Below are 26,695 nucleotides of genomic sequence, written 5' to 3'. Positions count from 1 at the left end.
AAGTATTCTAGTCCTGGATTTCCCAAACCGAAATAGTGCGGTCATCACTGCACGATATCAACTGATCCTGATAGCTGCTCCATAGCAATTTATTAACCGAAGTACCATGCCCTGCATGCCGGGACCGGTCAATGACTTTCCGTAGTTTAAATGTCCTGCTATCCCAAACTTTGATAGATTTATCCATGCTGCAGGTAGCGAAAAATTCGCCATCCGGACTGTATTCAATATGATTAATGGCATACATATGAGCAGCTATATTGTGAATCAGCTCATATCCATTCGCAACATCCCAAACCTTTACATGTGCATCGCGTCCCATGGTGAGAAGATAACGGTGATCCGGCGAATATCGTACAGAAAAGACAGAATTGGTATGAGACTGAATAGTCTGTTTCAGATTGAAATCAGCAAGGCTGAAAATATGAACGTTGTGGCTGCTATCTCCTACAGCCAATTCATTGGTTTCAGGATTGACTGCAAGCGTACGGATACTTTTCTCCGAAACCTTGATATGCTTTTGGACTGCAAAAGACTCAATATCAATAATTACGATCACTCCGTCTCCTAACGCAACAATGGCTTTTCCTTTATATATTCTTATATCAAAAATCGCAGCGGTTGTTATTTTAATACTCTTGGAAATCTGGCCGCTGCTTACATCCAGAAGTTGAATGCCTTCAAAATTCTGACCGATCCAAAGCTGATTGTTTTCAGGATCAAAACATAGGGCATAAACTGACGAACCAGCTCTGGCAACGAGTTTTCCCATGTCTGGCTTCTTTAAATCCCACTGGATTACGAATCCATCAGCACCGGCTGAGTAAAATCCACTGGTGCTGCCATCAGAAATAATTGTGTAAACACTGTCTCTGTGACCGGAAAAAGTATCAATTTTGCGAACATTCATGGTGAGTAACTGATTCAGCAATGCTTTGTTATGTTTAGCCGGCATTGCCAACGGCTAAAGTACGACCCTTGCAGGAATTTTAAACAGAATTATTATGCCCCTCGTTCATTCTGAAAAGATTGATGCGAATACCACGCTGCTTTTGTGGAACCTAACGGAAGACGAATCTGTGCTCAGAGAAATGCTGGGTCAGGTGAATAATATGGATGAGCTGGCTTCTATCAGCCATCCGCAGAAAATCAGAGAATGGCTGGCCAGCAGGTTGTTGATCAAAAAACTGGTTGAAGAGTTCGGTATCCTATACGAAGGACTGCACAAGGATGAACATGGTAAAGCATTCCTTGTGAACAATGGCTCGCATATTTCTCTTACTCATACAGCAGATTACGTCGCCGCAGTATTGAATCTCGAATCTTCCGTAGGAATTGATATGGAGAAAAGAAGTGAAAAGCTCATTCGCACAGCCAGAAAGTTTCTTTCGGAAGCAGAATTTGAACATTCCGGCAACGACATAACCAGGCTTTGTATTTACTGGTGCGCCAAAGAAGCGCTTTACAAGCTGTATGGCAAGAAAAAGATTAGTTTTAAACACGACATATTAATCCATCCATTCGAGTCCGATCAATTGGTAATTTCCGGCACACTCACAGACGATGAAAAGATAGTCAGTTCACCGATTCAGTTATTTTGGATTGAAGATCATTGTCTTGCCATCTCATTGTGAGATTTACTCTTCATTTTGATCGTCCAGCGTCGACTTCAGTATTTTCTCAACTTCTTTACTTTTTTCCTGATCACTCGTCTTTTCATAGGACAGAATCAGATTACGAAGTACCCTCTGAATAATCTCCAGATTAGTACATGGCTGGTAGAAAATATCTTTTGATTTGATATTCAGCTGGGCTATATAATGATCTATATCTGTCTTTGAAAAGATTATTCCCCGATTGAATACATTAATATAAAATTGAGTTGCCTCGTTTTTATAGGTCAGGACAAACAGATTGGGTAAGTTAACTCCATACACAGGCATGCCCAGCTTGCGTGCGATCAGAAGATAAATCACACATAATGTAATAGGATTCCCTCTTTTGCTTTCCAGAACCACATTCACCATAGAATTGGATGGAGAATGAAAGTTTTTGGTATTGGCAGCAAAGTTCATGGAACCAAAGAAAATACTGTTGATCCGCTTGATTTGATCCACAGCATTCATTTCTTCCTGAAATTGAATCCAGATATCATAATACAGCTGTTCAACCGATGCTTTGAGTTTGTCCAGAGATAAATCGGGATACAGGTAGGTGGCAAGAATCCACATTCCTTCCATCAGATCCAGCCCCCCACCATTTTTCCAGGTCTGGAGTCTTTCAATCATGATGCTGAGTTGCAACTCATGAATGAGCTCTTCGATCTTTCTTTGTATGATCGGATCGAAACTTTCCTCCCATTCCGTTTCAAGAAATGGAATCACATTTCCGCCTAAAGACAATATTTTATCTTCAACATGTTGACTTACTTCATGATCCTCGTCATCAAGCAGGGATATCAGCGCTTTTATTTCTCTCTGGTTCATTTTCCTCAGTTCAGCTTTGTTCAATCAACGGGTTAAATAAAAACAATTTTTTTTTATGGACGTCAAATTTTCTACTTTTGCCCGCAAAAAAATGGCTTTTTTGCCGTTTCTTGTTGATCAGATTAACAGGGGGAAATTCTTCTTTTTGTTTAAAGAAAACTGACTCGGCTAAAAATAACGTTCCACGAAATCTGAAAACAACAGCACATTACTATGAAAATTCTTGTTACTGGCGGTGTGGGTTTTATAGGCTCCCATACAGTGGTAGAACTAGATAGGGCTGGTTATCAACCAGTTATTGTCGATAATCTCTATAACTCCAATCTGGATGTATTAAAGGGTATTAGAGAAATCACCGGCAAAGATTTCCCTTTTTACAATATTGATTGTAACGACACTGAAAAGGTAAGAGAGCTGTTCGAGAAGGAAAAATTTGACGGAGTAATCCACTTTGCGGCATATAAAGCAGTAGGGGAGTCGGTAGATAAGCCTCTGAATTATTACGAAAACAATCTTATTTCATTGCTGGTGCTTCTTCGGACTATGAAGGAGTTTAATGTGAAAAATTTTGTGTTCTCTTCTTCCTGCACCGTGTACGGTCAGCCAGAGCAACTACCTGTTACAGAACTGACTCCACGTCAGCCAGCCACTTCTCCTTACGGCAATACGAAAGCGATTGCGGAAGATATCATCAGAGATCATGTTTATTCGCGTCCGGATATTAAGGCCATCAGTCTGAGATATTTCAATCCGATCGGCGCACATGAATCTTCATTAATAGGTGAATTGCCAAATGGAGTTCCAAGTAATCTGGTACCGTTTATTACGCAGACAGCAGCGGGACTTCGTGCCTCTCTGACGGTTTTCGGAAATGATTATGATACTGAAGATGGAACCTGTATACGGGATTTTATTCATGTTGTGGATCTTGCAAAAGCGCACGTGAAAGCATTGGAGCGGTTGAATGAAGAAGAAAAAGATAACTACTATGATGTTTTTAACGTCGGAACAGGTGAAGGTTATACCGTTCTCGAACTGATCAATACTTTTGAAGAGGTAAATGGCGTTAGGCTTAACTATACAATCGGACCGAGAAGAGAAGGGGATGTTGAAAAAATATATGCCCAGTCAGATAAGGTCAACAATGTAATGAAGTGGAAAGCCGAAAAAACGATGGCTGACGCATTGAGAGATGCGTGGAACTGGCAACTAAAAATCACACCAAAAAAATGAAGAAGATTTTAATTACAGGAGGGGCGGGTTTTATCGGATCGCACGTTGTAAGACGTTTCGTAACGAATCACCCTGAATATCATATTTACAATCTTGATGCACTGACTTACGCAGGGAACCTTGAAAACCTGCGTGATATTGAAAATGCACCTAACTATACCTTTGTAAAAGGAGATATTGTTGATGCTGCTTTTATAGATAAGCTGATTGGTGAAGGAGATTTTCATGGAATCGTTCACCTTGCTGCAGAAAGTCATGTTGACAGGTCTATTTCCGATCCGATGTCATTTGTAATGACCAATGTGGTAGGAACCGTTAATTTGCTAAATGCGGCAAAAAAAGCATGGAAGGATGACTTTACTGGCCGTCGCTTCTATCACGTTTCTACTGATGAGGTATACGGAGAGCTTCACGATCCGGGTACGTTCTTTACAGAAGATACAAAGTATGACCCCCGTTCACCGTATTCTGCGTCGAAAGCTTCGTCTGATCATTTCGTACGTGCTTACCAGAATACTTACAATTTGCCGGTTGTCATCTCCAACTGTTCAAACAACTACGGACCTAATCACTTCCCCGAGAAGCTGATTCCGTTGATGATTAATAACATATTGGCTGGTAAACCACTTCCTGTATACGGGAAAGGTGAAAACGTGAGAGACTGGCTTTTCGTAGAGGATCATGCGATCGCTATTGATGTGATTTTCCACGATGGAAAAAATGGGGAAACCTACAATATCGGTGGTCATAACGAGTGGAAAAATCTCGATCTGGTATTGCTGTTGTGCAGAACGATGGATAAGAAGCTGGGCCGTGAAGAAGGTGAAACTGAAAAGCTGATCACTTACGTAACAGACAGAGCAGGACACGATCTCCGTTATGCGATTGATGCAACCAAACTTTCAGAAGAGTTGGGATGGAAACCATCCCTGCAATTTGAAGAAGGGCTGGAACGCACAGTTGACTGGTACCTTAACAATAAAGAATGGTTAGAAAATGTTACTTCGGGTAACTACCAGAAGTACTATGCTGATATGTACGCAGCCAGATAATTATTGGCTGATTGTACAAGTTTTTAAATACTGTTGAAGGGTCAAAAAGCCCTTCAACAGTATTCGTTTTTAAACAAATATTCAAAAATAGCTGACAGCAGACAGCTGACAGCCGATTGCTATACATATGAAAGGAATTATTCTCGCCGGCGGTTCTGGCACACGTTTACACCCACTTACTTTGGCAGTCAGCAAGCAACTCATGCCTGTATATGACAAGCCGATGATCTATTATCCACTTTCTATATTGATGCTTGCCGGCATCAGAGAAATTCTGATTATTTCCACACCGCATGATCTGCCTCATTTCGAGAAGCTGCTGGGAGATGGAACCCGATTGGGATGTAAATTCAGCTACGCAGTTCAACCAAGTCCGGATGGGCTGGCTCAGGCTTTTATTATTGGTGAGGAATTTATCGGTAACGATAAAGTAGCATTGATTCTGGGCGATAATATTTTTTATGGCTCAGGCCTTTCCCAATTATTGCAATCTAATAATGATCCTGACGGCGGAGTTATTTTTGCTTATCAGGTACAGGATCCTGAACGCTATGGTGTAGTAGAGTTCGATGAAGATAAGAAAGCAATTTCGATCGAAGAAAAACCGAAGAAGCCAAAGTCCAATTACGCGGTTCCTGGTTTGTATTTTTATGACAATGATGTAGTCGAAATAGCTAAAACAATACCTCCATCACCTCGTGGAGAGTTGGAAATCACAGATGTGAACAGAATCTATCTGGAACGTGGAAAACTGAAAGTAGGTGTTTTGAACCGTGGAACGGCATGGCTGGATACAGGAACAATACAATCGCTGATGCAGGCTGGCCAATATGTACAGGTAATCGAGGAACGTCAGGGATTAAAAATCGGCTGTATAGAGGAAATCGCGTACCGGATGGGCTTTATTGGAGTAGATCAACTTCGCGAAATAGCCAAACCGTTGGTGAAAAGCGGGTATGGTACTTATCTGGAACAATTGGTTGCTCATCTTTAACAGGTGATTGGTTACTAAGAATATATTATACCACATTATTGATATTGAATGAAGTTTCTGGCAGAAGAAATTGAGGAGTATTCCGCCCAACATACGGAAGAGGAAAGTGATCTGCTTCGAAAGCTGAACCGGGAGACCCATGCGAAAGTGCTTAATCCACGGATGCTTTCGGGTCATGTGCAAGGTAGGTTTCTGTCAATGATTTCAAGAATGATACGTCCCGACCATATTTTAGAAGTCGGGACGTACACAGGTTATTCGGCATTATGCCTCTGTGAAGGCCTTACAGACCGGGGCAAATTGGTCACTATAGATATCAATGAAGAGCTGGAAACAATGACCCGCGCTTTTTTTGATAATTCCCCTTACTCTCAGCAAATAGATTATCGTATCGGTAATGCAGTCGATATTATCCCGACCCTGACGGGTGACTTTGATATCGCTTTTATTGATGCTGATAAAAAGAATTATATTGCGTATTTCCACCTCTGTCTTGAAAAGGTAAGAAAAGGAGGTTTCATTATCGCAGATAATGTATTGTGGAGTGGAAAAGTAACTCATTCAGAGCTTAAAAAATCGGACAAGGATACTCAACTATTAATTGAATTTAACCGGATGGTACATGAGGATGAGAGAGTCTCAAACCTGTTGCTTCCGATTCGGGATGGATTAATGATTCTTCAAAAATTATAATCGCCAACTTAGTAGTATCAGCAAAAACGGATATGACCAGAATTTTCATCGCAAAATATAAGATAGCATTTTCTTGTTGGGCAGTTGTAATGGCTCTGACTTTCAGTATAGCAAGAGCTCAAACGCCAGACATCCCTGCCAGCGTTTCATTTGGGGGAATAACAGTAAAGTTTGACAGGTCAGCTCAGAACCTGATTCAGGAAGATATCAAGAACCTGATGTCGAATAAGAAGTTCTGGGAAGAAAAAATGGAGCGTGCTATTCTGCATTTTCCTATTGTTGAAAGTATCCTGATGGATGAAGAGGTGCCTATTGACTTCAAGTATCTTGCAGTTCAGGAGAGTTCTTTCAGACCTGACGTAGTTTCCAGTTCCAATGCTGTAGGTTATTGGCAGTTTAAGCCGGAAACTGCAGTTGAACTCAATCTTAGAGTTGATAAGGAAGTTGACGAAAGAAAAAATATCAGCTCATCTACACACGCTGCAGCATGGTATCTCAAAAAAAATAATCAGCAGTTTAATAACTGGGTATCCTCTCTGTACTCCTATTATCTAGGAGCGGGAGGTGTCAAGAAAGTGGTTCCTGCCAATTGGGCTTATGCAAGAGAAGTAACGCTGAACGGGAAAACAGACCGCTATATGTTGCGTTTTTTTGCGCATAAAATTGCTCTGGAAGCAGGCATTGAAAAACACAGAAGTACGAATAAAATCGTATTGCTTGAATCGGAGTATGGTAAAGGACAATCGTTTGATGAGATCGGTAAGGATTTGGGAATCAATTCGAAAGAACTTGAATCGTACAACAAATGGGTTAACACAGGACGTATACCAACAGACCGCGAGTATTTGATTGCTGTTCCCGTTCCACTGGATCAGGTAGCGGTTGTTCGTGAGAAATTGTCATTACCTGCTCAGGCGGTTGCAGCAGCGTCTGCCTATGATGAAACAGGTTTCCCTATTCTTAAGAAATCGAATGTACAGTCAAGTAAAAGCGGACATAACTTTTACGAAATAAACGGGTTACCTGGTATAGAAGCATTGCCGGGAGACAAGCCAAAAACCATAGCGAAAGCAGGAAATCTGAGAATGACCAGATTTATGCGTAATAACGATATGGTGAGAGATATGCCTCTTATTCCTGGAAATGTTTATTACCTGGCAAAAAAGAATAAGAAGGCCGCTACGCCATTCCATACAGCAAGACCAGGAGATACCTGGCACAGCGTTTCCCAGCAATACGGTGTGCGACTGGTAAGTTTGCTTAATTATAACAGAACAATCAGCCGGAATTATCCTGTACAGACAGGACAGGTTTTGTGGCTGACCAAAAAACGCCCGAAAAAACAACCAATAGAAATTATCAAACCAGAAACACCAACGTCGAAAGATGTAGTGGTTCCAGTAATAGCGGAGAACACAAGTACGCCTGAAAAGACAAGCACAACCGCTACTCAGGATATTCCGGTTAATGCAGCAGGCAGGAAAAAGTATACCCCAGTGTTGGTTGAGAAAAGCGAGAGCAGTATAGCAAAAGAGCAGCAGCAATTTGAGCCGGCAGTGACACCAACTGTGACTGTACCGGTTGTAAAGCCAGCCGTGACAGCTTCTGATCCTAATGATAGAGTGGTGATTATCACACAGGGAGATGATAATACCTTTAAATCAGGTAATGGAAATACGGCTGATGGGAAAAAGGCGGAACGTCCGGTAAGCACTGAGGTAAAATCGGAACCAGCCACGAACAATACGTCTAATGCCGGGAACAATGCTTCTAATTCTGTTTACGCAAGAAAGCAACGGGAAATAGCCGAAAGAAATGCGGCAGAAAAAGCAGCTGCTGAAAAGGTTGTGAAGACTGAGCCTGTAACTCCGGCGAATGCAGAAGCCAGAGAAGGTATACATATCGTGAAATCCGGTGAAACCTATTATAGTATTGCGAGAAAGTATGGAATGAACGTTTCAGAGTTGACGGATATGAACAGTTCAGGGGGAAGAAAAGGACTGATGGTAGGGCAGAGGTTGCGGATAAAAGATTCGTCCGGTTCAGTAGTTGAGGCCGAAATACCTGCTACGCCAGTTACAACTCCAACCGGGCCAACAAGAATTGAGAGAGAAGCTGAAAGAATAGTGGCTGAGAAAACAGATGTGGGCGCCAAGTATCATACCGTGCAGCCGGGCGAAACGTATTACAGTATTTCAAGGACCTACGGCATCAGTTTGAATGAGCTGATGGCGCTAAACAACATGACCTCTCCGAATAAACTGATTTCGGGTCAGCAATTGAAGGTGGGAACAGGTGCAGGCCGTAACGCGGTTCGTAGTAATACTCCTCAGGGATTCAGAACACATACAGTAGCCAGCGGTGAAACACTCTTCCGCATCTCGGTGAATTATGGTGTTGAGATTGAAGAAATTAAGAGATTGAACAATATATCAGGAAATAATGTTTCTGTAGGGCAGAAGCTGAAAATTCCACAAAAATAGTAGTGATAAGATAATGATACTCATCGATAATACGTGCATCAGTGATGATATAGAGGACCAGTTGTTTGTTTGCAACCTGGACAAGTGTAAGGGCGCATGCTGCGTGGAAGGAGATTCCGGTGCTCCTCTGGAAGAAGACGAGCTCGCTATTATGGATGAGATTTACCCGATTGTAGAACCCTATCTTACAGAAGCAGCAAAAGCTGTTATTGCCAAAGAAGGAACGTATACAACCGACTTCGAAGGAGACTATGTAACGCCGGTGATAGACAATCGTGAGTGCGTGTATGCAGTCTATAATGAAAAGGGTATGCTGAAATGCGCAATTGAAGACGCCTATAATGATGGTAAAATAAGCTTTAAAAAACCTATTTCGTGTCATTTATACCCCATCAGGATTACGAAATACGATCAGTATCATGCTCTGAATTATGACAGGTGGGATATTTGCAGTCCGGCATGCGATTTTGGTAAGGAGCTTGGAGTTCCTGTTTATAAGTTTCTGAAAGAACCTTTGATCAGAGCTTATGGTCCTGGCTGGTATACCCAATTAGAAGACGAAATTGATGAGCGACAAGAAGCAAGACGACAAGAGAAAAAGTAAAAACGAAGACTTTTTCCGGAATGTATATGATGTGGTGAGATTGATTCCTGAAGGACGTGCTACATCTTATGGAGCTATTGCAGCTTATCTTGGAAATAAACGTGGGGCTCGTATTGTAGGCTGGGCCATGGGAAGTAGTTATACAATGCCGGGACTGCCGGCGCACAGGGTCGTAAATAAGGAAGGTGTGCTGACGGCCAGGTTGTTGTTTGAAACGCCTGATACAATGCGGGAACGTCTGGAAAAGGAGGGAGTGGAGGTAAAGGATGACCAGATTCAAAATTGGGACAAATATTTCTGGGATCCTGAAAAGGAGCTTACATAAGAAAATGGGGTCGGATTTTACAGTCCGACCCCATTTGTTTTATTGAAGAATGAAAACGCGATCCTGGTTTGTTTCCAATTGTACTTCTTTCGTAAGCTTGTGATCCTTATAAACAAGCTCAAACTGGTAAGTGCCATCGGCCATGTCGGTGAAGTCAAAAGTACGGCGATACTGGCTTTCCTTCTTGCCATAAAGTTCGTTGTAATACGTACGCCCAAGCTGATCTTTCAAAATAATCCGCAGATAGGAGTCTTCTTTCTTATCTACTGAAAGCTTCACTTTATACGTGTTATTCAACTGGAAGAGAGAAGCACCAAACCCGGCAAGCTTTGCAGCTTCAGCTTTAGCCATCGCATCTGCTTTTTTGTCAGTGGTAAATGAGGACAGAGAGCAAATCAGAGTGGCAACTAAAACGATTTTTGAGATGATAATTTTCATGGCTATGTAAGTTTTATAGTTTATGACCAGATGTCCGGTCAATAGCTATTAAAAAAAGGATGTGCCAGAAATCATTTGCCAAACGATTATCTGATTACATCCTTTTGTAACTTGCTGCTATTCAGTTGTTATTGTGTTGATTTGTGTATTTTGTAAGTTTTTTTGCTGATTTTAAATCTGTTCATATCCGAACAAAGCTGTTTAATTCTGAACATTCCTAGATCTTATCCTTACCTCTGCTCTCAGCTGCAATTTTCTGAATCATTGGGAGCCTGCTGCCGGGGATTACGTTTTTATAATCCCAGAAAGCGGATACACATACTATTTTCCATTGACCGTCTATTTTTTCCATAAGACGAACCTCCTTGCTGTGATGGAAGTTTTTCTCGTCTCTGTCACTATTAAACTGATCCCATGTGAGATAAGCTACATTGTCTCCGTAAAATTTGTACTTGATATTTTTACGTTCGACTTTGGGGTGGCTTTTTTCGGGATTGTCAGTAATGTATTTACCTATCAGATTATCAATATCCTCCCAACCTACATTGGAGTCAAAAGTACCATCCCGATTGCTCCATGCCTGAAAAGCATAGTCGGTTTGCGCATAGGTGGCCTTCCAGGCATTGTAATCTCTGTTAAAGAAGGCTTTGGTTTCGTTATCAATAGTTGCATAGATGGCCTTTTTCTCGTTGTCAAGATTGGCCTCTTTGCTGGCTGTTTCATTGGCTTTGTCTGTACAGGATAAGCAAGCCAACGTTCCGACTAGAATTAATGCTGATGTTTTCATTTCGGTAAAACGGTTAGTTTGATAAAAAAAGCTGGCTACTGCATTCTTCAATTTCAACATCCATTTACGCTTGAAAAGAACTCAATTAATCATCATATGACTCTATCAGGAAGTTAATCATTTTTAATATTTTATGAAGAAATATTTGTAATATATTATTTTGATTTTTTGTCAGAATAACAATCTCTTCAGCCTTTCATAAAAGCCGGTATTCTGGAAGGTAAATTTCTTGTGTAATGTGTAGTTACTGACAAAGCTTAAGCCCATACATGCGATCTGACTGCACAACTGGTTAATATTTACGGTCTTTACGGAAAAGGGAATGGTAAGTGTGTATACCCCGAAAGTAATTTTAGAAATAGTAAAGAGAAAATCAGATCCATAAACAGTGATTGCAAATGACAACAGAGTCACCATCGCAAACTTGATCATCTCCCTTCTGCTCTTTTCCTTACTCCTGTTGCTGAATGCAAACATTTTTGTAAGAATAAATCCCACTACGGAGGCCAGGATGTATCCGAGAATAAGTGATTGGCGGAATGATAGAGCGAACCATTCCTGAGAAAGTGACCCGACCAACAGCTGTACTATTACCCCGGCGGAAGCAACCAGAAAGTAGGCTACAACATCCCGGACATTGATCAGGTCACTTTTCATTTATAGCTCAGTTTTTATGCTATCAAAGCATTCGGTTTATAGCCTTTGAGCAGGTACAATCCAATAAACGTGATCAGTCCGTTAATGATGAGACGTTCGAAGCCGAACTGATAGCCATTGAACCATGCAGCTGAATTGTCATTAATAATGTAAGTGATTACCGGAGCTGCGATACAGATGACAGGAACAAACTTGTCGTTCACCGCACGTTTGGTAAAAGCGCCAAAGGAAAAAAGTCCGAGAAGCGGGCCATATGTATAACCAGCAAGGTCAAAAACTGCGGTGATTACTTCCTTGCTGTTTAATCTGTTGAAAATCAGTATTACTATATAAAAGACTACCGAGAAGCCTACGTGTACCCAGAATTTGATAGATGACCGTTGTTCTTCCGGACGTTTTTCAATACTCATGAAGTCGATACAGAAGGCAGTGGTCAGGGCGGTGAGCGCCGAGTCTGAACTGGCATAAGTTGCAGCTGTGATTCCCAGAAGAAATGTAATACCTACGACTACCCCCAAATGATTTAAAGCCAGCATTGGATAAAAATCATCTGTTTTGGCAGTAACAGCTATGCCCTGCGCTTCAGCATATACGTACAGCAATGCGCCGAGTGAAAGGAAGAGGAAGTTAACGATAACCAGAACTACCGTGAACCAGAACATATTTTTCTGAGCTTCTCCAATATTCTTGCAAGTCAGGTTTTTCTGCATCAGATCCTGATCAAGTCCCGTCATTACTATCGCGATGAAAGCACCGGCAAAGAATTGTTTGAAGAAGTTTTTAGGATCATTGGTGTCCCAGTAGAAAATCTGGGAATACTTACTTTCCTGTACGGTCTTCCAAATAGCTGAAGCGCCACTGAGATTAAGTTCGTTAGAAACGAGTACGATTGTAAGAATCACGGCTGTGATCAAAAAGAAGGTTTGAAGGGTATCTGTAATAATAATTGTCTTCACACCACCTTTGAAGGTATATATCCAGATCAGGAAAATGGTAATAGCAACAGCTACTTCAAACGGCACTCCAAGTGGCTTAAAAAGAGCCAGCTGCAATACCTGAGCAGCAACATAAAGACGTACAGCTGAGCCTACTGTTCTGGAGAGCAGGAAAAATCCCGAACCAGTTTTATAAGACCAGAATCCGAATCTCTGATCCAGATAAGAATAGATTGAGATCAGATTGAGCCGGTAATACAGAGGCATCAAAACGGTACCTATCACCAGATAGCCTAAGATGTATCCTATAACAACCTGAAAGTAAGAAAACTGAATATTGGCGACTGCCCCGGGGACTGAGATGAAAGTTACTCCGGACAACGAAGTTCCGATCATGCCAAATGCTACCAGATACCATGGAGACTGGCGATTGGCGGTGAAAAAGGTGTTGGTATCAGCTCCACGGGAAGTGTAGATAGACACTGTGATCAGCATCCCGAAATAGAGAATCAGGATAATGAGAGAGATGTACGGATTCATATCAAGTTTGTGGTGCGTAAAGTTTGTTCTATGAAATGCAAATGAATATAAAATGAAAGTGGGTTATCTAAAGAAGATAAATGTCTTCTGTTAGTGTCTGTTTTTAATTAGATTTGCTAATCAAACAGAAATTTGGTTGTTATGCAAGCGCTTACGGATACCGAGGTTGAAATTCTGGAAAAAACGATTGAAACCGATATAAAGAGACTGGTCATTTTTAATGACGATGTGAATACTTTCGATTGGGTGATTGATACCTTGGTCGAGGTCTGTAACCATACCAGTGAGCAGGCTGAACAATGTACATTGATCATACACTATAAAGGAAAGTGTTCTGTAAAAGAGGGAGAATTCGATGAATTGCTGGGCATGCGCACTGAGATTTGTCGCCGCGGTATTTCAGCAGAGATACATTGATTATTTTTTCCGGACGGTAAATACTGTTCATACAGTACTCAACGGAATTTCGCCTTATTTTTACACGTCCCCATGAACTACCCCTCACGTCTTATTGAGGAAGCAGTTGTAGAAATTTCCCGCCTGCCAGGAATAGGAAAGAAAACTGCATTACGTCTGGCACTACATTTGCTGAAAAGAGAAGAACAACAAGCACGTTCACTCGCAGATGCAATTGTAAATATGCGAACAAAAACCACCTATTGTTCCCGTTGTCATAACATTGCTGATCAGGAGCTATGCGCTATCTGTAATAATGCAGGTAGAGATGCTTCTATTATATGTGTTGTTGTGGATACGCGCGATGTACTTGCCATTGAAGCCACGAGCCAGTACAAAGGCCTGTATCATGTATTAGGGGGAATCATCTCTCCGCTGGAAGGTATCGGGCCTTCGGATTTACACATTGATTCATTGCTTAGCCGTGTTGAGAAAAAGGAAGGTCGCGATGATGTGAATGAGATTATACTAGCGCTCAGCCCGACTATGGAAGGTGATACTACCGCATTTTATTTACAGAAAAAATTAAAAGCTACCGGAGTAAAAGTTAGTACTATTGCCAGAGGAGTACCTATTGGAGGTGATCTGGAATATGCCGATGAAATTACTTTGGGCAGAAGTATCGTGAGCCGGGTGGCCTACGATTGATGAATAAATTAATAACGCTGAAACAATGAATAGAACCGATTTTTTGCGCACCCTTGCAGGAGGTACTCTTGCAGTAGGAGCGTTGGGAACACAAACATTTGCATCTGAATCAGAGCATATTTTGCTGGAGACGGCTCCATTTAAACAAGCTCCGTTACCTTATGATTTCGGCGCGCTGGAACCCAATATTGATAAATTGACAATGGAGATACATTATGGAAAGCACCATGCTGCCTATGTCAAAAATCTCAATGATGCAGTGAAGGGAACTGCATTTGAAAAAAAATCGCTGGAAGAGATTCTTAAAACAATCAGTAAGGCTCCTGCTGCTATCCGTAACAATGGTGGCGGACATTGGAATCACAGCTTTTTCTGGGAAGTGATGGGGCCAGGGAAAGGTGGAGAACCAAAAGGAGCACTGGGAGATGCTATCAAATCTCAATTCGGTTCATTCGAGAAATTTAAAGAAGAATTCGGAAAAGCAGCTACAACACGTTTTGGTTCAGGCTGGGCATGGTTAGTAGCCAAGGGCGGTAAATTGTCCATCGGTTCAACTCCTAATCAGGATAATCCTTTGATGGATGTTTCGGATATTAAAGGAACGCCTCTGTTAGCATTGGATGTATGGGAGCATGCTTATTACCTGCACTATCAGAACAAGCGTCCTGATTACATCAAAGCATTCTGGCAGGTTGTAAATTGGGATAAAGTAGTAGAGAACTTCAAAAAAGCCTGATAATACTTTAAGTTTGATCTGAATAGACAGATTTATAAGGAGCCGGGAGGATTTTTCTCCCGGCTCTGTTTTTTATTCCTTCGTACCAGGCGTATTGCAATAGTTGCCAATTACTTTGTATGCCTGCTGGTAACCCAATTCTCCAGCCTTGCTCATATCCAGACAGCCATCATTTACTGCTCCCAGACTGTTTTTAAGGATTCCCCTGAGGTAGTAAGCTTCTGCATAGTCGGACCGAAGTTTGATGGAACTGTTGAAATCAAGCACTGCGCCCATCTGATCGCCCGTTGAGGACCGGGTCATTGCCCTTGCAAAATATGCGTTGGAGTAAGTAGGGTTCAGCTCAATCGCTGTGGTGAAATCAATGATTGCTGATTTTTTATCGCCTATCGCTGATTTGTTAATTCCTCTGAAATAATACGCCTCTGCACGCTCACTCGTAAGGGGCTCAATTTTAACACGTTCCTTCACTTCATCCCGAAGACCGTCGAGAATTTCCCTTGTTATCTTTCCTGAGTAAACGATTTTCTTGGGATCACCAACATACAGGTTTTTGAGTTCTATAGCCTTGGTAAGATCCATAATAGCGCCACGCTGATCATTCAGCTTGCCCTTGGAAAACCCTCTGCCATAAAATGCTTCATAACTATCAGGGCTGAGTTCAATCGTTTTGTCAAAGTCAATGATCGCTCCTTTAAAATCTTCTACCTTATTTTTAGCAAATCCGCGCTTGTTATATAAACTGGCGTCTTCAGGGCTTAGTTCTATGGCCTTTGTGAGATCAGCTATCGATCCCGGGTAGTCACCAAGTTCTAACTTGGCAAGTCCCCGACCTACATATGCACCGGTTCTTTTCGGACTTAATTCAATCACTCTGGTAAAATCAGCCAAACTTCCGGCATATTCCTGTAAATCCTGCTTGCAGCTACCTCTGGCATATAATGTCGGCAGATCATCCGGTTGCAGGGATAGTGCATGATCAAGATCACTTAATGCATTACGATGGTTGAGAATTTTGGCATAGCTCACCCCACGGTTATAGTAAGATTTAGCATCTTCGGGATCGAGCTCAATTCCTTTAGAATAGTCCATAATTGCTGCGCGGTGATCCTCCAATATGCTTTTGCTAACGCCGCGGCTTTGATAATAAAGACCAACCTTAGGATCGAAGTCGATGGCACTGTTATAATCAGCGATAGCTCCTCTGTGATCTTTAAGGTTTGCTTTGGCTAATCCGCGGTTGAAAAAACTGGGCGCATGCTGAGGACTCATGCCGATTACAGTGGTGTAGGATTGGACCGCGCCGGGGAAATCTCCTTTGCCCGCTTTTGTGTTTCCATCATCAAAAAATTCTGCAGCAGAACGTTGGGCAAGTGTGTGGTGTGAGAGACTGGCAGAAGCCAGTAAAAGGGTAAATAGAAGTAAAGGTTTCATGAAGGTAAACGTTTCCTTTAATATGGGTGGTGTGAATTTTAATGGTAAAAGTATCTAAAAATCTCCTTTGTATTTAGAAGTAATATGTATTGTTAACAGGTTAGAGAAACCATTCTGGATTTTATACATAATTTTGAGGTGAGAAATAAAAATTTTATAGAATAAATACGATGGCAACAGTGGGGAAAAAAGTAATAGTACCAGTTTTGGCAGTTGTAGCTGCGCTGGCGGTGTATTTTGTATTCGTTCGTACCGGGAATGTAACAGAAGAAACAGCAGCTCCGGCAGAGGCAAATGGTGTTTACCTGTCAGGCCTGAGCAACGCTGCGGGTGAGCAGTCTGCAATGGAGGAAGATAAGCTTGTTTTTCTGAATGTCTGGGCTACATGGTGCGGACCGTGTAATATGGAAATGCCAGGTATCCAGACATTATATGATAAATATAAGGATAATCAGAAGGTTGCTTTCTATATCGTTTCTGATGAAGACTTTTCCATTGTGAGTCCTTTTGTAGAGCGCAAGGGATATAATCTACCGTTCTATCAATTTGCGGGAGCGTATCCGGCTTTGCTCGACGGAAATGCTATTCCGCGTACTTACATTATTTATAAAGGAAAAGTATTGGCGCAGGAAGTGGGAGCCTCACAGTGGGATCGTCCGGAAATTATCGAGCTTATTGACAAGCACATCGCGGAAATTTAAACAGTAGGTTTGCTATTAAATGAAGAATGCCGCAACAATCGTCGTGGCATTCTTCATTTATAACCTTCTTGAAATTATTCTACGATGAAAGTTCCTTTCATCAAAGCATAATGACCAGGGAAGCTGCAGATATAAGTATATGTTCCTTTTTTAGGAGCAGTGAAAGTAATTGTGTCGCTTTCGCCACCACCTACAAGTTTCGTGTGAGCGATAATGCTTGCTGCTTCTGATTTAGGAATATATTCTGTTTCACGGGCAGCAGCAGCTTTCGATCCGAAGGCAGCTACGTCAGTACCTGCTTTAAGCAATACGAAGTTGTGTCCCATTGCAGCTTTAGCAAGCTTACCTGAGTGAGTCAAAGTAAGTTTTACTTTCTGGCCAGCTTTAACTTTAATTTCCTTAAGGTCAAACTGCATGGCATCGCTACCTTTTATAACTATGGCTTTTTCTTGTTTTGCATCACTAACTTCAACCTTACTAGCTGCATTTACAGTAGTTGCAGATGCACCAAAAGCGATAACAGAAGCAAGAAACAATACGCTAAAACTGATCCTTTTCATATTTGAATAATAGTAAACTTGTTAATTTGAATTACTCGTGCAATTTAATAGATGATAAAGTAAAAAAATAGCACATTAACAATTGTTTGAAAAAAACAAAAGATTAGAAAAGGACTTTGAATTCATCTCTTAGCGCCCTTCCTGAGCACAGCACCGCGAGTGTCATCATATAACGGTTTATATCCAGCGGACTCATCGGGATCGGAATTTCTCTGGATTTGGTAGCCAGCGCAACAAACATCATGGAAAATATGATCCATAAGGCGCTGGTTTGCTTTCCGGCGAGTCCGAGGCAACAAATCAGCAATGTAATGATAAGACAAAGAGGTTGGATGATCAGCCCCATGAACTCAACATGGTACCACACAATGCAATAAAAAAGCAATAGCCCGATCAGTACTGTGGAATAGAAAAGAAATTGGCCTGATTTATAGCGCATAATAAGACACCACGTTGCTGAAACAACAGCTATCGAACCCAGCGTGCGTTCCAGGGATAGAGCAATAACAGGGAAGCTATCGGGTAAGCGTAGTCCTGTAAACATCAGCAGTTCAGTAAATGCAGTGAGCGAAATAGTAAGCAGAAATATACTCCACAGCAAGCGGTTGAAATAAGGTTGGCGGCTGAGGTACTTGTAAAAAACGAATATTCCTGTCAGGCAAAGCGTCAGGTTTGAAAATAGGTTAGGATTAATGGGCATATCTCAAAAAGGCGGAATAATCTCAAAAAAGCAATTTACAAATTATGGCTACATTTTGCTACTTCGTGCTTTTCGTCCTACTTTTACCAAAAAAACAGATTTACCAACATGAGCGTTTTAGTTAATAAAAATTCTAAGATTATAGTTCAGGGATTTACGGGTTCTGAGGGCTCTTTTCATGCCCAGCAAATGATTGAGTACGGTACAAACGTGGTAGGTGGTGTTACACCTGGCAAAGGCGGACTTTCTCATCTTGAGAGACCTGTCTTCAATACCGTTGATCTGGCAGTACGTGCAACCGGAGCAGATGTATCTATCATATTTGTGCCGCCGGCGTTTGCTGCAGATGCTATTATGGAAGCCGCTGATGCTGGTATTAGTGTCATTGTTTGTATCACAGAAGGAATTCCTACAAAGGATATGATGCAGGCGAAGGAGTATATCAAAGGCAAAAACTGCCGTCTGATTGGTCCTAACTGTCCTGGTATTATTACAGCAGATGAGTGTAAAGTAGGTATCATGCCTGGCTTTATTTTCAAAAAAGGTACTATTGGTATTGTTTCCAAATCAGGAACACTTACCTACGAAGCGGTTGATCAGCTTACACGTGTAGGCTTGGGACAGACTACAGCTATCGGTATTGGTGGTGACCCGATTATCGGAACAACTACAAAAGAAGCAGTTGAACTTCTGATGAACGATGACGAAACTGAAGCAATCGTTATGATCGGTGAAATCGGCGGAAGCATGGAAGCAGATGCAGCTCACTATATCAAATCAACCGGAAACAAAAAACCTGTTGTTGGTTTCATCGCTGGCCAGACTGCACCGAAAGGTCGTCGTATGGGTCACGCAGGTGCGATTATCGGTGGTGCTGATGATACTGCTGAGGCGAAAATCCGTATCATGAAAGAGTCTGGTATCTTCGTTGCCGAGTCACCAGCATTGATCGGAGAGACAATGCTTCTTGCTTTGGGAAGAAAATAACAGATAATCTATCTTAATAATACTTCAAGAGGGCTGGGGAAACCCCGCCCTTTTTAATATACGATGAAGTCCATACTATCATTCCTTTTTTGGGCTTTTACAATCCTGTTGTTAACCGGGAGCAATTCCTTAGCTGGTCCGAGAATCACTCCTCCCGACCGCTTTATCCCCATTTACAATTATCAGAATGACTGGCTTGTCTATAATGGCCAGTATAAAAACTATGTTCCGTACTCTCAGGAAATCAATGATGATTCCAGGTATGTGAGTACATACATAGATCTTGTTAAGAACAGGAATTACTTTTTATTACTTAAAACTGAAAGTAAGAGTTATCTTTTTTTAGAAGGCGCGTTGCAAAAGGAAGTGCCTCAGCAGGAATGGCTTGTTTTAAGTATTGATAGTCTTTATAGGATATACAAGAGAGATGAACTGCTTTTTACGGTATACGGAAGTGCAGGAATAGGGGATAAGGATCTTTTATTGTGCAACCAACGGCAGACGAATGATGCTATTGGCTTACAAGCAGGAACATCAAGCTTTATTAATATCAAGCCAATTAACTTTTCTCCTTTTGGTAGCTTTGCTGTGATGGCGATGCTGGTGGTGTTAATGCTGAGTGCCTGGCTGCATAATACGAATCCTCTGGCTTTCACCAGACTCATAAATCCGGTTGATTTCCTCAGAAATGATCCGAGAGATCCGCTTACCAAGTTCTACAAACCATATAGCAACAGTATTATTCTATTTGTGCTGGTGGTTGCCATGTTGAGTAGTTTTGTGGTCATTTTCCTCGCGGTGAACAAAATAAATATATTTTCTGTCAGTACAATTCTTTCCGAGAAGGGGAACGCCTTTCAGCTTGTCGGAGATTTTTTCCTGATCTCAGGAATATTTTTTTTATTGTACTATGGCAAGTACATTCTTATGGTGATGATCGGGAATATGCTGAACCTTGATAAGGTGGTTGACATTGTCTTTATTAAAATAGTCCAATCATCTTACCTGTTTTATGTAGCGGTTTTTCTTCTTGTTTTTATGCTAACCTTTAACGGACCGTTGTGGCTGGATTCTGTACGTCCGTACATTTTAATTCCCTTCCTGATTTTTTACACCATCCGTTTCATTACCCTGTATATCGTCACCACACCGCCGGGTACTTTTATTAATCTGTATTTATTTTCGTACCTTTGCGTCATTGAAATTATCCCGCTGATCGTTGGTATAAAGTTTGCATTGTAGATTTTCCGAACCAGCGGGAACAAACTAATTGAGGCTTATACATGAGTGAGACTATCAAATTTGATCAGGATCGGTTAACAAAAGTTACCAGTCTATTGGTTAGCCAATCCAGACCAGCAGACGAAAATTCCCCTTATTTTGAGTTAGAACGTAAGTACAATGTCAAAGTAGATTTTCGTCCCTTCATCCAAATTGACGGAGTTTCTTATAAGGAGTTCCGGAAGCAAAAAGTGAATATTCTTGATCATACAGCGGTCATTTTTACAAGCCGTAATGCGATTGACCATTTTTTCAGGATTTGTAATGAAGGTAGAATAGAGGTGCCGGCTACGATGAAGTACTTCTGTATTTCAGAGCAGACGGCTAATTATCTTCAAAAATACATCGTTATCCGCAAGCGTAAGATTTTTGCAGGTACCAAAACAGCCGCAGAACTTATTGAACTGATGCGTAAGCACAAGAAAGAGAAGTTCCTGTATCCTTGTTCAGATGTCAGGAAAAACGACATTCCTGAATTTGCAGATACTGAAGAGTTCCATTTCACAGAAGCTACGATGTATCAGACTGTATCTGCAGACTTGTCTGATCTTACCGAGGTTTTCTATGACATTATCGCATTTTTCAGCCCTTCGGGAATTAAGTCTTTATTCGACAATTTTCCTGACTTCAAACAAAATGCAACACGTATTGCAGCATTTGGGCCAACTACAGCAAAAGCAGTTGAAAATGCAGGTTTAATACTTGATATTCAGGCACCTTTGCCTAATGCGCCGTCTATGACGGGTGCTCTTGAACTTTATATCAAAGAGGCCAACAATAATTAAGAACGATATATCAGTAAAAAGGCCGGGAAATTTTCCCGGCCTTTTTACTGATATTGTCAATTTTTTTGAGCAATATGCGTTATTGATTCATATAAATAACAAGGAGCGAATCTTTTTAAACCCAACCTATCGGTATGGCATTGACGTCTATCTCACAACATATTAAATGTACCCGGCTACTTGCTCTTTTAGTATTTGTCTCGTCAGGTGCTATAGCTCAGAGAGATGCGCAATTTAGCTTGTTTTCACTGAATCAGCTTCAATTCAATCCGGCTGCCGCAGGTGCGGGAGGAGCTACCCGTTTTCAACTTACACATCGTACCCAATATGCGGGCTACCAGGCAACCAATCCAAGCGACGAAGGCGGTGCATTATCGACCCAGCTATTTTCTTTCAGCATGCCTGTCAAAAATTTCGGGATAGGTTTTTATGCACTCAATGACCGTACAGGTCCACTCTCACATCAGGATTTTAAGGTTTCTGCAGCTTATAAGATTCCTCTGATGGGCGGTGATTTGCAGGTAGGAGCCAGTGCGGGAATTTTCAGACAGGCAATGGATTTTAATAAACTTAGGCCGATAGATGCAGATGACCCTCTGCTTCAAACCGGTGTCGTTAGCCAAATGAATCCTGACCTGGCTATAGGAGCCAGATATGAAAATGAAACTTTTCATCTTGGGCTTTCTCTTAATCACCTTTTGCAACCTAAGTATAGCTTTGGTTCTGATCTCGCGACTAATCCACTGGCTCGTACGGTGTATCTGAATGCCGGACTAAATCTGGAAGTGGGATATCTCGTGGATGTTCAGCCAATCGTTCTCGTTAAATCCGATTTTGCAGTTTACACGGCCGAAGGAGGAGCAACGGTTACATTTAATAAGCGATTCTGGGCGGGAGGAACTTATCGTTATCAGGATGCATACATCATTGCTATGGGTGGGATTTACCTGCTCGAAGATCAGTCTCTAAGGTTATCCGGAGCATACGACTTCGTGATTGGTGGAAATAAAGCCAAGTCACCATCTTCATTCGAGGTATTATTGTCTTACGACCTGCCTTCGCCGAAGTTTGGGAAAAAGACAATCATACGTACACCAAGGTTTAGATTCTGATAGTAATATAGTTATATGCTAAATGTAAAAAATATTATTTGTGGCCAAAAAAGGTGAAAAAATGGCTTTTTTTGTTGTTTACTTCGGGATTGGTGAAGTTCAGTTTGTGAAACTTTAATTTATATTTGTAAAATTTTCCAGGGGTATATCAATACTGGTATTGCAATCGTTATGACGAATATCCCTGCAACTGAAACAACAAAAGTGCTGTGAATGTACCTCCAGGCTGCCGTTGTACCAATTGTTACTTTTGTTTTTGTTTAAAGTATACTATATAATTACTGCCGACGTTTTTAGGCTATCATTTATTACTCAAATTTTACAAAACCACTATGAATGTGAAAGTGTTCTATCGGGATGGAGTCAAAAGCCTGCTTTTGGTAGCCGCTCTTATGCTCATGCAGAGTTGCGGATTTATCAAAAGTAAGTTTGGAAAGGGAGGGAAGGAAGAAAGCGGAATTTCAAACGGGGAAATTACAGCTACTGCCCGCAAAGGATATAAGCAAACTACTCCTGCTGGTATGGTAGTGATTCCTTCGGGATCTTTCATCATGGGGCAGGCCGATGAGGATATCGCTGCATCCATGAATAACATGAACCGTAGAGTGACGATCAGTTCATTCTATATGGATGACACAGAAATTACCAATCATGAATACCGCCAGTTTGTAGATGCCCTTCTGGTTGACTCTGTATCTGTACTTGGTGAGGAGGAAATCATGTCCAAGTATTATCCTGATACCACTTCATGGAAAAAAGACTTTGCCTATTCAAACGGAGATCCTTTTGTTGAGTATTACTATCAGCACCCAGGTTTTGACACCTATCCGGTAGTAGGGGTTAGCTGGCAGGGAGCTCAGTATTTCTCGAAATGGAGAACAAATCTGTTGCATGACTTCCAGAATCAGGAAAACCAATTTCACTCTACAGGCTTCCGTTTGCCAACCGAGGCAGAATGGGAATGGGCCGCAAGAGGTGGACGCGCTGTAGCGAAATACCCATGGGGTAATCCGTATACGATGAACGCCAAAGGTTGTTTCCTGGCTAACTTCAAGCCCCAACGTGGAAATTATGACGCAGATGGTTATCCTTATACTGCACCTGCAAATGCTTACAATCCGAACGACTTCGGACTTTACAACATGGCTGGTAACGTAGCGGAATGGACTTCAGATGCTTATACAGATAATGCAACTGCAATTGTTTGGGATATGAACCCAAGATATGATAATCCTGATGAACCACGCAAGGTGATCAAAGGAGGTTCATGGAAAGACATCGCATACTACCTTCAGACAGGCACACGCAGTTTCGAATACGAAACCGAACGCCGTGCCTTTATTGGCTTCCGTTGTGTAATGGACAACGTGAATGATCGTGGAGGAGCGCGTACCCGCCGTCGCTAATATGATTTTTAATTAAAAAAGAAGCAGCGTAAATCACACTGCTTCTTTTTTACGGCCTTCTCAGATCGCACAAATTTTTATTACAATAACTAAATTTTTCACTGTAACCGATTTTCATTCGTATGGCTAAGAATAGCGGACCTAGTTTTGTTTGGGATAAACTGGTACCAACGATTTACAGCGCCGGTGCTGCTGTCGTTATTTTAGGAGCTTTATTTAAAATTCAACACTGGGATGGAGGTAGCGAAATGCTAACCATCGGTTTGGGGACAGAGGTACTTATATTTTTACTTTACGCACTACAAACATTGACCCAATCATCAGACCGTGAACCAGACTGGACACGTGTATATCCTGAACTTGCTGATGATTATTCAGGACCAGCTATTAACCGCGTTTCTTCAGGGCCTTCAAGCGGAGTTACTGCAAAGCTTGATAACATGCTTGATAATGCTAAAATTTCTCCTGATGTATTTGACAGTCTTGGAAAAAACTTCCGTGCGCTTTCCGATACGGTTGGTAAAATCACTGATCTTACAGACGCAACTGTTGCTACAAACGACTACGCTAAAAACGTAAAGAGTGCTTCAGCAGCGATCGGCGATATGAACAAATCGTATGGAGTTGCGATTAACGCAATGACTTCCATGGCTGATGCTACGAAGGATGCACAGTCGTACCGTGAGCAGTTTCAGCAGATTACTAAGAATATGGGTGCGCTGAATGCAGTTTATGAACTTGAATTGCAGGATACAACCAAGCATCTGAAAGCAATGAACGCATTCTACGGTAATCTTACAACTGCTATGGAAAATATGGCAGATGCTACCAAAGAGTCTCAGGTATTCAAGAGTGAAATGAATAAGTTGACAACCAACATTTCTTCTCTGAACGGTATTTATGGTAATATGCTAACCGCAATGCGTGGTAATGCATAATACAATTGCAGTACAGGCAGATCGGGAATGAGACATTGTTTGTGCTTTTAAATTATTCTATCACTGATAACTGATTACTGAACAATATGGCAGGTGGAAAAGAAACACCCCGTCAAAAGATGATTGGAATGATGTATCTGGTACTTACAGCGATGCTCGCATTGCAGGTAAGTTCAGCGATCATAGAGAAATTCATCCTCCTGAATAATTCTCTGGAACTATCTTCCGGAGCAGCCAATAAGATTAACCAGGAAACGGTACTTAAAATAAAAGCAGCTGTTGAAAAATCGGGTAACCGTGCCGCCGATGTTGCGGTCATGAAACAGGCTGATGATGTAAGAAAATATTCTACTGATATCATTAATGAGCTGAACGGACTTAAACAGCAGATTATAGCTGAAGCCGGAGGCGGACGTAATGAAGAGGGAGGAATTAAAAATCCTCAGGAAGAAGGAAAAGTTGCTGAGTTGATGGTTGGTGGGCAAAAGAATGGTAAAGCTTACAAATTGAAGGAAAGTTTGAATGGCTTTACAAATCAGCTTAACAATATAGCTCAGAACAAATTTTTGCCTCTGGCGATGGATGGTAAAGATGATCCTGTTGCCAAAGACAATAAAGATCAAAGAAATAAAGACTTCGCAGAGCTTAACTTTGCACAGACTCCGGTTGCTGCCGCACTTGCAGTATTGAGCCAGAAACAAACTGACATTCGCAGAATGGAAGGTGAAGTTTTGAACTATTTGGCAAGTAAAGTAGGTGCTGCTGATGTGAAGTTTGACAGAATTCTGGCCATGATCAGTGCTGATGCTAAAACTGTAGTAGCAGGTACTAAATTCAAAGGACAAATGTTTATTGCAGCTTCTGCATCCGGTTTGACACCTCGTATGAGCTTGAACGGAGCGGCAGTAAAAGTTGAAAACGGTGTGGGTCTTGTTGAGTTTACGGCTCAGGGAGGTGGATACAATGCTGAAGGTATAGCAAAGCGTGAGTTGTCAGGAAAAATCACTATTCCTACTCCTTCCGGTCGTGATACTACTTACAGTATGACGCAGGAATATTACGTAGTAAAACCTTCTTACCAGATTGAGACAGGAACATTGCCTCCGCTTTATTTTGGATGTGCTAACAAGCTGAGCATTCAGAGCCCTTCGCTGGGTGCATTATGGTCGCCTTCTTTCTCTACAGATGGAGGTGAGATTATCCCAAGTGGTGAAAAAGGTAAATTCACTATCGTACCTAACAAAGCTTCTCTGAATATTACGGTAAGTAATGGTGGAAATGTTTTGGGATCAGATCCTTTTAGAGTGAATCGTGTACCAAAGCCTTCTCTGGAAGTAAGAGTAAACGGAGCTGCGTTTGATGAAAGAAGAGGTATTGCGGCTTCGGCAGCAAGAAGCATCCAGGTGATTGCTGTGCCTGATGAAAGTTTCAAAAACTTTTCTCCGCAGGATGCACGCTTCAGAGTTTCTTCTATCGAAGTTTCGCTTGCGAGAGGTACAAGAAGAATTAATGGTGTGACATTGGGTAACGGTGGTGGATCTATTTCCAGTCTTGCACAACAAGCACAACCAGGTGATCGTTATGTAATCACTGTTAATAAGGTTGAACGTCAAAACTTTAAAGGAGCTATAAGTGAAGTTGAGATGGGGAATCAGTTCCGTACAGTACCTTTGAACTAAGAGCTGATAGTATTCGCGTAAGGCATATAAGAACACTAGAGTTAT

The 26,695-nt window shown here is 41.5% G+C and carries 28 protein-coding genes; 19 read left to right on the top strand and 9 right to left on the bottom strand.

From position 1 onward, the window contains the following. Positions 1-7 precede the first annotated feature (7 nt). Positions 8-955 carry a WD40 repeat domain-containing protein gene (locus DSL64_RS12435; RefSeq protein ID WP_229217061.1) on the bottom strand — a complete coding sequence of 316 codons (948 nt, stop codon included), beginning with the start codon at positions 953-955 and terminating at the stop codon, positions 8-10. A gap of 49 nt (positions 956-1,004) precedes the next feature. On the opposite strand from DSL64_RS12435, the gene DSL64_RS12430 reads away from it, so the two are divergent. After that, positions 1,005-1,634: a 4'-phosphopantetheinyl transferase family protein gene (locus DSL64_RS12430; RefSeq protein WP_115831227.1), complete on the top strand. Its 630-nt coding sequence runs from the start codon at positions 1,005-1,007 to the stop codon at positions 1,632-1,634. 3 nt (positions 1,635-1,637) lie between these two features. Here DSL64_RS12430 and DSL64_RS12425 read toward each other — a convergent pair whose 3' ends face one another. Further along, entirely contained in the window at positions 1,638-2,486 is an 849-nt protein-coding gene (locus tag DSL64_RS12425) for a transglutaminase-like domain-containing protein (protein WP_115831343.1), read from the bottom strand. Between the two features lie 213 nt (positions 2,487-2,699). Here DSL64_RS12425 and galE point away from each other — a divergent pair, with 213 nt between their 5' ends. The 7 genes from galE (at position 2,700) to DSL64_RS12390 (ending at position 9,870) form a co-directional block, all read left to right on the top strand. Next, positions 2,700-3,719 (top strand): UDP-glucose 4-epimerase GalE, encoded by a 1,020-nt coding sequence (gene galE, locus DSL64_RS12420; protein WP_115831226.1) that lies wholly within the window; start codon positions 2,700-2,702, stop codon positions 3,717-3,719. Continuing rightward, positions 3,716-4,771: a dTDP-glucose 4,6-dehydratase gene (gene rfbB / locus DSL64_RS12415; protein WP_115831225.1), complete on the top strand. Its 1,056-nt coding sequence runs from the start codon at positions 3,716-3,718 to the stop codon at positions 4,769-4,771. Before galE ends, rfbB begins: the two co-directional genes overlap by 4 nt. 127 nt (positions 4,772-4,898) lie before the next feature. Next, on the top strand, positions 4,899-5,765 hold the full coding sequence (gene rfbA, locus DSL64_RS12410; protein WP_115831224.1) for a glucose-1-phosphate thymidylyltransferase RfbA: 867 nt from the start codon (positions 4,899-4,901) through the stop codon (positions 5,763-5,765). A gap of 48 nt (positions 5,766-5,813) precedes the next feature. After that, a complete protein-coding gene (locus tag DSL64_RS12405; RefSeq protein ID WP_115831223.1) occupies positions 5,814-6,458 on the top strand; it encodes an O-methyltransferase in 645 nt (214 codons plus the stop codon). 32 nt (positions 6,459-6,490) lie between these two features. Beyond that, on the top strand, positions 6,491-8,941 hold the full coding sequence (locus tag DSL64_RS12400) for a LysM peptidoglycan-binding domain-containing protein (protein WP_229217058.1): 2,451 nt from the start codon (positions 6,491-6,493) through the stop codon (positions 8,939-8,941). A 13-nt stretch (positions 8,942-8,954) separates the two neighbouring features. Further along, positions 8,955-9,545, top strand: a complete 591-nt coding sequence (locus DSL64_RS12395; RefSeq protein WP_115831222.1) for a DUF3109 family protein — start codon at positions 8,955-8,957, stop codon at positions 9,543-9,545. Then, entirely contained in the window at positions 9,508-9,870 is a 363-nt protein-coding gene (locus tag DSL64_RS12390; RefSeq protein ID WP_115831221.1) for an MGMT family protein, read from the top strand. Before DSL64_RS12395 ends, DSL64_RS12390 begins: the two co-directional genes overlap by 38 nt. Before the next feature lie 39 nt (positions 9,871-9,909). On the opposite strand, the gene DSL64_RS12385 is transcribed toward DSL64_RS12390, so the two are convergent. From DSL64_RS12385 to DSL64_RS12370, 4 genes are all read right to left on the bottom strand, one after another. Further along, a complete protein-coding gene (locus DSL64_RS12385; RefSeq protein ID WP_147300360.1) occupies positions 9,910-10,308 on the bottom strand; it encodes a hypothetical protein in 399 nt (132 codons plus the stop codon). A gap of 217 nt (positions 10,309-10,525) precedes the next feature. Next, positions 10,526-11,095 (bottom strand): hypothetical protein, encoded by a 570-nt coding sequence (locus DSL64_RS12380; protein ID WP_115831341.1) that lies wholly within the window; start codon positions 11,093-11,095, stop codon positions 10,526-10,528. 171 nt (positions 11,096-11,266) lie between these two features. Further along, entirely contained in the window at positions 11,267-11,752 is a 486-nt protein-coding gene (locus tag DSL64_RS12375; protein ID WP_115831219.1) for a GtrA family protein, read from the bottom strand. Positions 11,753-11,766: 14 nt separating this feature from the next. Beyond that, positions 11,767-13,227: a sodium:solute symporter gene (locus DSL64_RS12370; RefSeq protein WP_115831218.1), complete on the bottom strand. Its 1,461-nt coding sequence runs from the start codon at positions 13,225-13,227 to the stop codon at positions 11,767-11,769. A 141-nt stretch (positions 13,228-13,368) separates the two neighbouring features. Here DSL64_RS12370 and DSL64_RS12365 point away from each other — a divergent pair, with 141 nt between their 5' ends. From DSL64_RS12365 to DSL64_RS12355, 3 genes are all read left to right on the top strand, one after another. Further along, entirely contained in the window at positions 13,369-13,644 is a 276-nt protein-coding gene (locus tag DSL64_RS12365; RefSeq protein ID WP_115831217.1) for an ATP-dependent Clp protease adaptor ClpS, read from the top strand. Between the two features lie 72 nt (positions 13,645-13,716). Beyond that, positions 13,717-14,331 (top strand): recombination mediator RecR, encoded by a 615-nt coding sequence (recR, locus tag DSL64_RS12360; RefSeq protein ID WP_115831216.1) that lies wholly within the window; start codon positions 13,717-13,719, stop codon positions 14,329-14,331. Positions 14,332-14,356: 25 nt separating this feature from the next. Then, the gene (locus DSL64_RS12355; protein ID WP_115831215.1) at positions 14,357-15,067 is read left to right on the top strand and encodes a superoxide dismutase; all 711 of its coding nucleotides are present in this window, start codon (positions 14,357-14,359) and stop codon (positions 15,065-15,067) included. Between the two features lie 72 nt (positions 15,068-15,139). Here DSL64_RS12355 and DSL64_RS12350 read toward each other — a convergent pair whose 3' ends face one another. Then, positions 15,140-16,501, bottom strand: coding sequence for a tetratricopeptide repeat protein (locus tag DSL64_RS12350; RefSeq protein WP_115831214.1), 1,362 nt, complete (start codon positions 16,499-16,501; stop codon positions 15,140-15,142). Positions 16,502-16,671: 170 nt separating this feature from the next. Here DSL64_RS12350 and DSL64_RS12345 point away from each other — a divergent pair, with 170 nt between their 5' ends. Beyond that, positions 16,672-17,202, top strand: a complete 531-nt coding sequence (locus DSL64_RS12345) for a TlpA family protein disulfide reductase (RefSeq protein WP_115831213.1) — start codon at positions 16,672-16,674, stop codon at positions 17,200-17,202. Between the two features lie 74 nt (positions 17,203-17,276). On the opposite strand, the gene azu is transcribed toward DSL64_RS12345, so the two are convergent. After that, on the bottom strand, positions 17,277-17,762 hold the full coding sequence (gene azu / locus DSL64_RS12340) for an azurin (RefSeq protein ID WP_115831212.1): 486 nt from the start codon (positions 17,760-17,762) through the stop codon (positions 17,277-17,279). 103 nt (positions 17,763-17,865) lie between these two features. Beyond that, complete coding sequence (locus DSL64_RS12335; RefSeq protein WP_115831211.1) at positions 17,866-18,462, bottom strand: hypothetical protein; 597 nt, start codon at positions 18,460-18,462, stop codon at positions 17,866-17,868. Between the two features lie 108 nt (positions 18,463-18,570). Between DSL64_RS12335 and sucD the strand changes: the two genes are divergently transcribed. From sucD to porM, 7 genes are all read left to right on the top strand, one after another. Continuing rightward, positions 18,571-19,449, top strand: a complete 879-nt coding sequence (sucD, locus tag DSL64_RS12330; protein ID WP_115831210.1) for a succinate--CoA ligase subunit alpha — start codon at positions 18,571-18,573, stop codon at positions 19,447-19,449. A 63-nt stretch (positions 19,450-19,512) separates the two neighbouring features. Further along, positions 19,513-20,691 carry a DUF4271 domain-containing protein gene (locus DSL64_RS12325; protein WP_115831209.1) on the top strand — a complete coding sequence of 393 codons (1,179 nt, stop codon included), beginning with the start codon at positions 19,513-19,515 and terminating at the stop codon, positions 20,689-20,691. A gap of 41 nt (positions 20,692-20,732) precedes the next feature. Then, complete coding sequence (locus DSL64_RS12320; RefSeq protein WP_115831208.1) at positions 20,733-21,515, top strand: uroporphyrinogen-III synthase; 783 nt, start codon at positions 20,733-20,735, stop codon at positions 21,513-21,515. Between the two features lie 134 nt (positions 21,516-21,649). After that, the gene (locus tag DSL64_RS12315) at positions 21,650-22,627 is read left to right on the top strand and encodes a PorP/SprF family type IX secretion system membrane protein (protein WP_115831207.1); all 978 of its coding nucleotides are present in this window, start codon (positions 21,650-21,652) and stop codon (positions 22,625-22,627) included. A gap of 332 nt (positions 22,628-22,959) precedes the next feature. Next, a complete protein-coding gene (porK, locus tag DSL64_RS12310; RefSeq protein WP_115831206.1) occupies positions 22,960-24,033 on the top strand; it encodes a T9SS ring complex lipoprotein PorK/GldK in 1,074 nt (357 codons plus the stop codon). 122 nt (positions 24,034-24,155) lie between these two features. Then, positions 24,156-24,971 carry a type IX secretion system motor protein PorL/GldL gene (porL, locus tag DSL64_RS12305; protein ID WP_115831205.1) on the top strand — a complete coding sequence of 272 codons (816 nt, stop codon included), beginning with the start codon at positions 24,156-24,158 and terminating at the stop codon, positions 24,969-24,971. Between the two features lie 86 nt (positions 24,972-25,057). Then, positions 25,058-26,650 (top strand): type IX secretion system motor protein PorM/GldM, encoded by a 1,593-nt coding sequence (porM, locus tag DSL64_RS12300; protein WP_115831204.1) that lies wholly within the window; start codon positions 25,058-25,060, stop codon positions 26,648-26,650. The last annotated feature ends 45 nt before the right edge of the window (positions 26,651-26,695 follow it).

Origin of the sequence: Dyadobacter luteus (assembly GCF_003383615.1) — a bacterium.
In the GTDB taxonomy this organism is placed as follows: Bacteria; Bacteroidota; Bacteroidia; order Cytophagales; family Spirosomataceae; genus Dyadobacter; species Dyadobacter luteus.
This window is presented reverse-complemented; position numbering and strand designations above follow the sequence as displayed.

What these genes read in the sequence shown, in the direction of transcription:
- DSL64_RS12350 (WP_115831214.1), bottom strand. Translation starts at nt 16,501, where the DNA reads ATGAAACCTTTACTTCTATTTACCCTTTTACTGGCTTCTGCCAGTCTC.
- DSL64_RS12425 (WP_115831343.1), bottom strand. Translation starts at nt 2,486, where the DNA reads ATGAACCAGAGAGAAATAAAAGCGCTGATATCCCTGCTTGATGACGAG.
- DSL64_RS12365 (WP_115831217.1), top strand. Translation starts at nt 13,369, where the DNA reads ATGCAAGCGCTTACGGATACCGAGGTTGAAATTCTGGAAAAAACGATT.
- DSL64_RS12405 (WP_115831223.1), top strand. Translation starts at nt 5,814, where the DNA reads ATGAAGTTTCTGGCAGAAGAAATTGAGGAGTATTCCGCCCAACATACG.
- DSL64_RS12390 (WP_115831221.1), top strand. Translation starts at nt 9,508, where the DNA reads ATGAGCGACAAGAAGCAAGACGACAAGAGAAAAAGTAAAAACGAAGAC.
- DSL64_RS12345 (WP_115831213.1), top strand. Translation starts at nt 16,672, where the DNA reads ATGGCAACAGTGGGGAAAAAAGTAATAGTACCAGTTTTGGCAGTTGTA.
- DSL64_RS12435 (WP_229217061.1), bottom strand. Translation starts at nt 955, where the DNA reads ATGCCGGCTAAACATAACAAAGCATTGCTGAATCAGTTACTCACCATG.
- sucD (WP_115831210.1), top strand. Translation starts at nt 18,571, where the DNA reads ATGAGCGTTTTAGTTAATAAAAATTCTAAGATTATAGTTCAGGGATTT.
- DSL64_RS12370 (WP_115831218.1), bottom strand. Translation starts at nt 13,227, where the DNA reads ATGAATCCGTACATCTCTCTCATTATCCTGATTCTCTATTTCGGGATG.
- rfbB (WP_115831225.1), top strand. Translation starts at nt 3,716, where the DNA reads ATGAAGAAGATTTTAATTACAGGAGGGGCGGGTTTTATCGGATCGCAC.
- DSL64_RS12385 (WP_147300360.1), bottom strand. Translation starts at nt 10,308, where the DNA reads ATGAAAATTATCATCTCAAAAATCGTTTTAGTTGCCACTCTGATTTGC.
- DSL64_RS12325 (WP_115831209.1), top strand. Translation starts at nt 19,513, where the DNA reads ATGAAGTCCATACTATCATTCCTTTTTTGGGCTTTTACAATCCTGTTG.
- porK (WP_115831206.1), top strand. Translation starts at nt 22,960, where the DNA reads ATGAATGTGAAAGTGTTCTATCGGGATGGAGTCAAAAGCCTGCTTTTG.
- DSL64_RS12320 (WP_115831208.1), top strand. Translation starts at nt 20,733, where the DNA reads ATGAGTGAGACTATCAAATTTGATCAGGATCGGTTAACAAAAGTTACC.
- DSL64_RS12380 (WP_115831341.1), bottom strand. Translation starts at nt 11,095, where the DNA reads ATGAAAACATCAGCATTAATTCTAGTCGGAACGTTGGCTTGCTTATCC.
- porM (WP_115831204.1), top strand. Translation starts at nt 25,058, where the DNA reads ATGGCAGGTGGAAAAGAAACACCCCGTCAAAAGATGATTGGAATGATG.
- porL (WP_115831205.1), top strand. Translation starts at nt 24,156, where the DNA reads ATGGCTAAGAATAGCGGACCTAGTTTTGTTTGGGATAAACTGGTACCA.
- DSL64_RS12395 (WP_115831222.1), top strand. Translation starts at nt 8,955, where the DNA reads ATGATACTCATCGATAATACGTGCATCAGTGATGATATAGAGGACCAG.
- DSL64_RS12355 (WP_115831215.1), top strand. Translation starts at nt 14,357, where the DNA reads ATGAATAGAACCGATTTTTTGCGCACCCTTGCAGGAGGTACTCTTGCA.
- galE (WP_115831226.1), top strand. Translation starts at nt 2,700, where the DNA reads ATGAAAATTCTTGTTACTGGCGGTGTGGGTTTTATAGGCTCCCATACA.
- azu (WP_115831212.1), bottom strand. Translation starts at nt 17,762, where the DNA reads ATGAAAAGGATCAGTTTTAGCGTATTGTTTCTTGCTTCTGTTATCGCT.
- DSL64_RS12315 (WP_115831207.1), top strand. Translation starts at nt 21,650, where the DNA reads ATGGCATTGACGTCTATCTCACAACATATTAAATGTACCCGGCTACTT.
- DSL64_RS12400 (WP_229217058.1), top strand. Translation starts at nt 6,491, where the DNA reads ATGACCAGAATTTTCATCGCAAAATATAAGATAGCATTTTCTTGTTGG.
- rfbA (WP_115831224.1), top strand. Translation starts at nt 4,899, where the DNA reads ATGAAAGGAATTATTCTCGCCGGCGGTTCTGGCACACGTTTACACCCA.
- DSL64_RS12430 (WP_115831227.1), top strand. Translation starts at nt 1,005, where the DNA reads ATGCCCCTCGTTCATTCTGAAAAGATTGATGCGAATACCACGCTGCTT.
- DSL64_RS12375 (WP_115831219.1), bottom strand. Translation starts at nt 11,752, where the DNA reads ATGAAAAGTGACCTGATCAATGTCCGGGATGTTGTAGCCTACTTTCTG.
- recR (WP_115831216.1), top strand. Translation starts at nt 13,717, where the DNA reads ATGAACTACCCCTCACGTCTTATTGAGGAAGCAGTTGTAGAAATTTCC.
- DSL64_RS12335 (WP_115831211.1), bottom strand. Translation starts at nt 18,462, where the DNA reads ATGCCCATTAATCCTAACCTATTTTCAAACCTGACGCTTTGCCTGACA.